Origin of the sequence: Nosocomiicoccus sp. HMSC067E10 (assembly GCF_001810835.1) — a bacterium.
Lineage (GTDB): Bacteria > Bacillota > Bacilli > Staphylococcales > Salinicoccaceae > Nosocomiicoccus > Nosocomiicoccus ampullae_A.
In genome coordinates, this window is the sequence record NZ_KV802757.1 from 82402 (window position 1) to 89501 (window position 7100).

The 7100-nt window shown below is 35.6% G+C and carries 9 protein-coding genes; 3 read left to right on the forward strand and 6 right to left on the reverse strand.

From position 1 onward, the window contains the following. Positions 1-42 precede the first annotated feature (42 nt). The 4 genes from hpf to HMPREF2767_RS02640 all read right to left on the reverse strand — a co-directional run bounded on the left by hpf (position 43) and on the right by HMPREF2767_RS02640 (position 3436). On the reverse strand, positions 43-597 hold the full coding sequence (gene hpf / locus HMPREF2767_RS02625; RefSeq protein WP_070457277.1) for a ribosome hibernation-promoting factor, HPF/YfiA family: 555 nt from the start codon (positions 595-597) through the stop codon (positions 43-45). Between the two features lie 38 nt (positions 598-635). Beyond that, the gene (locus tag HMPREF2767_RS02630; RefSeq protein ID WP_168162111.1) at positions 636-1139 is read right to left on the reverse strand and encodes a ComF family protein; all 504 of its coding nucleotides are present in this window, start codon (positions 1137-1139) and stop codon (positions 636-638) included. 98 nt (positions 1140-1237) lie between these two features. Beyond that, positions 1238-2494: a DEAD/DEAH box helicase family protein gene (locus tag HMPREF2767_RS02635; protein ID WP_070622525.1), complete on the reverse strand. Its 1257-nt coding sequence runs from the start codon at positions 2492-2494 to the stop codon at positions 1238-1240. Positions 2495-2560: 66 nt separating this feature from the next. Next, complete coding sequence (locus HMPREF2767_RS02640; RefSeq protein WP_070622526.1) at positions 2561-3436, reverse strand: DegV family protein; 876 nt, start codon at positions 3434-3436, stop codon at positions 2561-2563. Positions 3437-3518: 82 nt separating this feature from the next. Between HMPREF2767_RS02640 and HMPREF2767_RS02645 the strand changes: the two genes are divergently transcribed. Next, positions 3519-4151, forward strand: coding sequence for a YigZ family protein (locus HMPREF2767_RS02645; RefSeq protein WP_070622527.1), 633 nt, complete (start codon positions 3519-3521; stop codon positions 4149-4151). On the opposite strand, the gene HMPREF2767_RS02650 is transcribed toward HMPREF2767_RS02645, so the two are convergent. Next, positions 4148-5200, reverse strand: a complete 1053-nt coding sequence (locus tag HMPREF2767_RS02650) for a glycosyltransferase family 4 protein (RefSeq protein WP_070622528.1) — start codon at positions 5198-5200, stop codon at positions 4148-4150. The genes HMPREF2767_RS02645 and HMPREF2767_RS02650 overlap by 4 nt on opposite strands. 130 nt (positions 5201-5330) lie before the next feature. Between HMPREF2767_RS02650 and HMPREF2767_RS02655 the strand changes: the two genes are divergently transcribed. Next, positions 5331-6380, forward strand: coding sequence for a GGDEF domain-containing protein (locus tag HMPREF2767_RS02655; protein ID WP_070622529.1), 1050 nt, complete (start codon positions 5331-5333; stop codon positions 6378-6380). 30 nt (positions 6381-6410) lie between these two features. Here HMPREF2767_RS02655 and ytxJ read toward each other — a convergent pair whose 3' ends face one another. Next, positions 6411-6731, reverse strand: coding sequence for a bacillithiol system redox-active protein YtxJ (ytxJ, locus tag HMPREF2767_RS02660; RefSeq protein ID WP_040929471.1), 321 nt, complete (start codon positions 6729-6731; stop codon positions 6411-6413). Between the two features lie 96 nt (positions 6732-6827). Between ytxJ and HMPREF2767_RS02665 the strand changes: the two genes are divergently transcribed. Further along, complete coding sequence (locus HMPREF2767_RS02665; protein WP_040929472.1) at positions 6828-7043, forward strand: hypothetical protein; 216 nt, start codon at positions 6828-6830, stop codon at positions 7041-7043. Positions 7044-7100: the final 57 nt, after the last annotated feature.

Below are 7100 nucleotides of genomic sequence, written 5' to 3' on the forward strand. Positions count from 1 at the left end.
ATTAAAAGCCTCTAGCTTTTTGCTAGAGGCTTAGATGTTCAATTAATTTGTTTCAATTAAACCGTATTTACCATCTTTACGTTTGTAAACGATACTTGTCGCTTCTCTATAACGGTCGTTAAACACGAAGAAATCGTGACCAAGCATATCCATTTGTAGAATTGCTTCTTCAGCATCCATCGGTTTTAACGTAAACTCTTTAGATTTTACAATTTTAATATCATCGTCATCTTGAGATTCTTCTGGTTGCTCACTTAATACTTGGAATAAATCTACGTGGCTTGCATCTTTTTCACGGAATTTACGGTTAATTTTAGTTTTATGTTTTCTAATTTGACGTTCTAATTTTTCAACGACTGCGTCTACTGCAGTGTATAAGTCGTCATGTCTTTCTTCCGCGCGTAATGTTAAGCCTTTCATTGGGACTGTAATTTCTACTTTCCCCATTTTGTTGTGGTACGTTTTGATGTTTGCGTGTGCAAATACGTCCTGCTGATCGTTAAAATAACGATCTAATTTATTTACCTTATCTTCGATAAATGAACGAATTGCATCAGTGACTTCGATGTTTTCTCCTCTAATTTCGACTCTAATCATGATGATACCTCCTAATGTTATCTTGTACCTTAATTATATCAAAGTTTTCTAGATATAGAAAACGTTAACACATCGATACGCTTTGGATTATGCGCCTTTAATATTTCACTCACTTGGCGCACAGTTTCTCCGGTCGTAAATATGTCGTCGACGATTATAATCGACTGATTTTTTAAATCAATATCCTCTCGCATTGAAAATGGATTAACCTCTGTCTCTCTTTCATATTTTGAAAGTTGTGACTGCCGCGCTGTTCTTTCTGACGCCAATATATCGTCGTATTTAACGCGCGCATTATCTAATATACGCGTCACTTGATTAAACCCACGTTCTTTTAAACGAAGCTTTGATATTGGGACCGGGATTACTTTATCATATAGCCGGATTTTTTCTTTTACAAACATCGAAAATACCTTTTCTAGCGCGACATCTCCTAAAAACTTATATCGCCGTATCATCCGCTTTACAATTCGGTCATACTCATACAACGTTACGACATTCATATCATGAAACTGAAACGATTCATCGATTTTTAATTCCATTAATTCAGATAAACAACTATCACATAAACAAGACGGTTGTAGAAATATATTAATTAGATTATAGTCCCTTTCTATCTCATTATGACAATACACGCAGTTCATAGTTTTACATCTCCTTTATTAAACCGGTATGTTTTTTCTAATGCTTTTATGATGCCGAGCGTATTGTGCTTTGCAAAAATATAAACGTTGCCTTTCGTATCTTCGAGTTTACGTCCAGCGCGTCCCGCGATTTGTATGAGTGACGTGTCATCAAAATATTCACCGTGAATGACGAAGACGTCTAGACATTTAAATGTGACACCGCGCTCTAAAATTGTCGTTGTAATCATAATATCGATGTGACCACTTCTCATCTCGTCCATCTTCTCTTTACGTTTAGGGTCTCCACTAAAAATCGTTTCGACCGTTTTAAACTCTTTCATAATGACATTTTTAATTGGCTCTAATAAGTCGATGTGAGGTACGAATATAAACACCTTTCTTTCTTTTGACATCGCTGCTCTTAATAAACGCCATAAACTATGCGGCAATTTATTTTTCTTTAAATACTGTTTTACATTTGTAAAAAATACTTTTGGCATGACGAGAGGATCTCCGTGATACCTACGTGTAATCGAGACGATATGTTCTTTTTTAACATCTTTAATTAAAGTTTTACTCGGCGTCGCTGTTAAGTAAATGATGACTCCGTTAGTTGATTTTGCTTGCTCTATTTGTGACTCTAGTACTTCATCTCCAACTAGTGGAAAGGCATCTACTTCGTCGATAATAATAACGTCATAATGATTTCTAAAATTAAACAATTGATGGACTGTCGACACTGTAAAGACAAAATCCGCTTCAATTTTTTCTTCTCCGTATAATAAGTCGATCCGTGCGTCTTTAAACGCATCTGTTAACCGTAAATATATTTCTCGTATGACATCGATTCTCGGCGAAACGAATAATACATTCATCCCTAAACTTCTCGCATATTGAATACCGCGAAACGTAATTTCAGTTTTCCCAGCTCCTGTGACTGCGTAGATCATTAAATCGTGGTTATGTTGAATCGCATCGACAATGCGGGTTTGTGATTTTAACTGTTCGTCATTTAATTCAAAGTTTAAAACATACGGCATAAACTTACGGTAGCGTATCGGTGAGATAACACGTAACGGTTTACGGCTATCGCTTCTACCAAGTGTCACGCAGTGCATACAATACGTGACGTCTCCGAAGAAATCTGAATACGAATAAAATAGATTCTGATTTTGATTGCCACATCTTATGCATTTGTACGCACCATTTTCTTTTTTAACACCGACTTTAGAGTAAATCGTCGTGTTTGATTTCGTTCTTGTAAATTTCATATACACTCCAATAAAAAAACACGCAACGAAATACGCTGCGTGTTTATATATAATATTTATGATTGATTAAAATCCTGTGACATCGACATCAAACGATGTAATCGAGACTCCGATTGCATGTTCACCTAAATGTGTACCGATAACTGGTCCAAAGTGACTGATAAGTACTGTTGCATCTTTAAATTTACTTGCAAGTTTTGCTTGGAATTCTTTTGCTTCATCTTCAATATTAGCGTGAATGACCGTTAACACGATATTGTCGCCTGCTTGTTTGTCGATGGCTTCTTGAACGAGGTCTTCTACTTTACTTAACGCTTTTTTCTTCGTACGGATTTTTTGAATCGCAACGATTTTACCTTCTTCAAATTGTAAAATCGGTTTGATTTTTAGCAATTGACCGACGAACGCTTGTGCGTTTGAAAGTCTACCACCCTTTTTTAAATTCGTTAGATCATCGACGACAAAGTATGCGTCTAAATAGTCTTTATTGGTAAAACGGTTGAGTGTTTCTAACAACTCTTCTAGTGGCGTATCATCTTTATGTTGCGCGGCATAGACTGCAAGTAAACCGAGTGGCGTACACGCGATTTTTGAATCGACTGCATGTAGTGTAATTCCTTCTACACTTTGTCCCGCTGCGACTGCGTTTTGTAATGTTCCACTAATTGAACTCGATAAGTGGAAACTAATCACGTCTGTATACCCTTTTTTATAAAGTTCTTCTAATAGAAGAATATAGTCTCCAATAGACGGTTGAGACGTCATAGGAAGTTCTTCTTGTTCGCGCATTTTGTCATAAAATTCTTCAGGCGTAATATCGATATCTTCTCGGTACGTGTCATCGCCAAAAATCGTGTTTAAAGGTATTGTATAAATGTCATTTTTTTCTTTAATTTCATCTGATAAGTATGCTGTTGAATCTACTACAATTGCTATTTTCATAAATATCCCTCACATATTAGCACTCGTTTCTATATTACACTAAAACCGCTCTATGTTAAACTGTTTTAAAGAGGTGTACACGATGGAACAAATTTACATGAACAAATTAAATACGTCTGCTGAAATCGATATTAAACGTTCAACGTTTATATCGTATATCGCACGTACTGAAACTGAAGATGAAGCAAAACAATTTATAAATGAAATTAAGCAAACACATAAAGACGCAACGCATAATTGTAGCGCCTATATTATCGGAGAGAATGCACTTATTCAGCGTGCTGATGATGACGGTGAACCTCAAGGAACAGCAGGCATTCCAATTTTAGAAGTATTAAAGCGTGAAGAGTTATACAATACGACGATCGTCGTTACGCGTTACTTCGGTGGCATTAAGCTCGGAGCCGGTGGGCTAATCCGCGCATATTCAAGTGGAGCTGCTGAAGCTGTAAAAGCGAGCGGTAAAGTATATCTCGTTCCGATGGTGCCGTCCATGATCGTATTAGATTATACATTCACGAAACGTTTCGAACATTTTTTAGAACAAGAACAAATCGAGATTAGAGATCAGAAATATACAGACAAAGTCACGTATCAACTGATCGTTTCAGAAGAAAAAGTAGAAGATGTTAAAAGTGAACTCCAAAAAATAACGAGTGATACGTTTACGATGTCTACTTCAGAAGTAGAAATGGCAGAACGTACACTCGTCTAGCGATTCATATATATAAACATTCGTTTAACAAATCTTAAAATCGGGCGGCGGGTTGATCCTATCAAATCCGTCGCTTCTACTATAATGACGACCGATAAGATAAGCAGTAAACAAATGAGTACTGCACCTGTCACTGTAGATAAATATAAAATTACTGATGCAAACGCAAATAGCGTTGCCATAAAGTAAAGTAAAATCACACTTTGACGGTGCGTAAACCCTAAGTATTGTAACTTATGGTGCAAATGCCCTCTATCGGCGCGCGTCAGTGAGACTCCTTCTCTATACCGTCTAACGGCTGCAAATGTTATATCGATAAACGGTACGCCAAGAATGATAATTGGGAATAAAATAGAGAAAAACGTCACGTTTTTAAATCCTAATATCGATAATACTCCGAGTACATACCCTAAAAACATCGATCCGTTATCTCCTAAAAAGAGTTTCGCTGGATAGAAGTTATAATATAAAACCCCGAGCGTTGACCCGATAAGAATCACGCTTATCATCATGACAAATATATTATTTTGTAAAATCGCAATTACTGCAATACTTGCTAAAGCTATAACTGTTACACCAGATGCTAACCCGTCTAATCCATCAATTAAGTTAACTGCGTTAATGATCACTGCGATCCATAAATACGTAAATGGAATCGCAAATATACCAAAATCTACAGTTATCCCAAACGGCGTAATCGTATCAATGACAACTCCAAACATCACGGGTATCGTAATAACAACGAGTTGTCCAATGAATTTAATACTCGGTTTTAGATCATATTTATCGTCGATAATACCAATTAATACAATTAACCCTCCACCGAGAATAATTGGTATATATTCCGGTTCAATCGGTCGAGCGATAATTAATGTAATTACAAACGATACAAAAATCGATATCCCGCCGGAAAACGGCATCGGTTTCGCATGTTGTTTTCTATGGTTCGGATAATCGACAAACCCAAACTTATAACTTAACTTTATAAATATCGGTGCAACGATGAATGATATGATTGCAGATAATATTAATAGAAATAATGTATACATATCCTCACCTGCTAATTATTCTTATTAACTATATCATAATTCGCTATTAAATACTCCTACCACTTAATTTCATTTAAATTTAAAACACTGTATAATATGATATGAATTTGCTCAAAAAGGCGGTATGCAAATGATTATAAACTTTATATTAAATATCGCGCTCATTATTAGTGGAATCTATGTGTTTTATCGCTTGCAGTATCAATTTAGAAAAGGCGTTAAAAATCCACTCCTATTCCAAAGTTTAATGATGACTGCTCTAGCCGTATTATCACTTATGGTCCCTCTACATATCGGGGACGTCACGTTATCGTTATATTACATACCGATGATTCTATTGTTTTTACACAATAAAATACCGTATAAAATATTATCGATTGCAATCGTATTTTTGTTTTATCATTTCTTATTTCAATACGACCTCATCCAGTTTGTTATATTTTTAGTGCTCATGGTGCTTTACCAACTAATTGTACCGTTCATTAAGACACCTAGGACGAGTATTATCATATTGTCGAGTGGACTATTTACTGTCGTGTACTTAATTACGTTGTATATTTTCGTCACACCAATTAGCGATAAGACGTTAGTCGCATTTTTCTTATCGTCTTTATGTGCAACTATCTTTATATTGTTAGTATACGAAGACATTAATCGAACATTTAACTTCTTTATCGATAGAGAAAAATATAAATATTACGACCGTCTCACAAAACTTGGTAACGTTAAAATGTTTGACCGCTTCATCGACAAATTGTTTAAAGAAGAAGAAAACGTCAGCATATTATTAATCGACATCGATAACTTTAAGTTTTTTAATGATATCAACGGATATGATTCTGGGGACGAGCTCATTAAACAAATCGCTCGCCTGTTAAAAAACCATCTGCCTACAGGTGGGGAGATGTTTAGAAGTACAGGAGAAGAGTTCTCGATGGTCATTCCAAATTTATCGTTTGATCAGACAGTCCGTCTTGGTGAAGCGATTCGTTACACTGTTGAACATACAAAATTCCATATTGACGATACGCACGTCGTTAACATGACTGTATCTATTGGTATCGGTTATAAGTCGACTCAGACGATGCTTAAAAAAGACGTCATTCGCCAAGCAGACAACATGCTTTTTGCAGCGAAAAAACAAGGACAAAATAGAATTATGTTTGCTCCAGTTGGATAAAAAAAACAGGAAACATTTCAGTTTCCTGTTTTAATCTTCAACACGTGCAAGTGCTTGAACTGTTATTTTACTATGTGAATCGTGCCACTTCACTTCACCATTTTCAAAGTAAAACGCTTGTGGTGATTCGTGTTTAATGTTAAATTTTTCAGCAATGTAGTTTGAAAGTTCTCTGTGATCTCGAACGATTAAATAATAGCCATCGATATCACGTTCATAGTGAAACTTTTGAAACTCCTCAAACGCTGTCGCAGAGATTGGACATGTGTTACTATGTTTCATAAAGTAAAAATATGGCTTTTCTTCGAGCAATCGGTCAAATGACTCGATTGATGTTATCTTTGTTAACATCTTGAACAACTCCTTAATAGCTTTAATTAATTTATCACGGTTTTATATTAAAATCAAATTAAAATCAATTTAGTACAATTTGAAAGGGTGAAAAATATGCAAAGAGAATTAAAACGTTGGACGATTTTAGACACGATTAACGCGACACTTTTAATCGTTGTGTTTTTATACGTACTGGATTTCCAAAATAACGCACTCGTATCTTGGATTTTTGTGATTGTATTCGCATTTTGGATGGTTACAGTCATTTCTAGAAACATTATCATCTCTAGAATACGTGACGGTAAAATGGAAGATCCGACAAAGAAATAATGAAATGGAAAACTGCACATCAATATGAGGTGCACCCCTAAAGTTGGACACTAAAAT

Excerpts from the sequence above, each read along its gene's own strand:
- hpf (WP_070457277.1), bottom strand. The coding sequence starts at position 597 with ATGATTAGAGTCGAAATTAGAGGAGAAAACATCGAAGTCACTGATGCA.
- HMPREF2767_RS02630 (WP_168162111.1), bottom strand. The coding sequence starts at position 1,139 with ATGGAATTAAAAATCGATGAATCGTTTCAGTTTCATGATATGAATGTC.
- HMPREF2767_RS02635 (WP_070622525.1), bottom strand. The coding sequence starts at position 2,494 with ATGAAATTTACAAGAACGAAATCAAACACGACGATTTACTCTAAAGTC.
- HMPREF2767_RS02640 (WP_070622526.1), bottom strand. The coding sequence starts at position 3,436 with ATGAAAATAGCAATTGTAGTAGATTCAACAGCATACTTATCAGATGAA.
- HMPREF2767_RS02645 (WP_070622527.1), top strand. The coding sequence starts at position 3,519 with ATGGAACAAATTTACATGAACAAATTAAATACGTCTGCTGAAATCGAT.
- HMPREF2767_RS02650 (WP_070622528.1), bottom strand. The coding sequence starts at position 5,200 with ATGTATACATTATTTCTATTAATATTATCTGCAATCATATCATTCATC.
- HMPREF2767_RS02655 (WP_070622529.1), top strand. The coding sequence starts at position 5,331 with ATGATTATAAACTTTATATTAAATATCGCGCTCATTATTAGTGGAATC.
- ytxJ (WP_040929471.1), bottom strand. The coding sequence starts at position 6,731 with ATGTTAACAAAGATAACATCAATCGAGTCATTTGACCGATTGCTCGAA.
- HMPREF2767_RS02665 (WP_040929472.1), top strand. The coding sequence starts at position 6,828 with ATGCAAAGAGAATTAAAACGTTGGACGATTTTAGACACGATTAACGCG.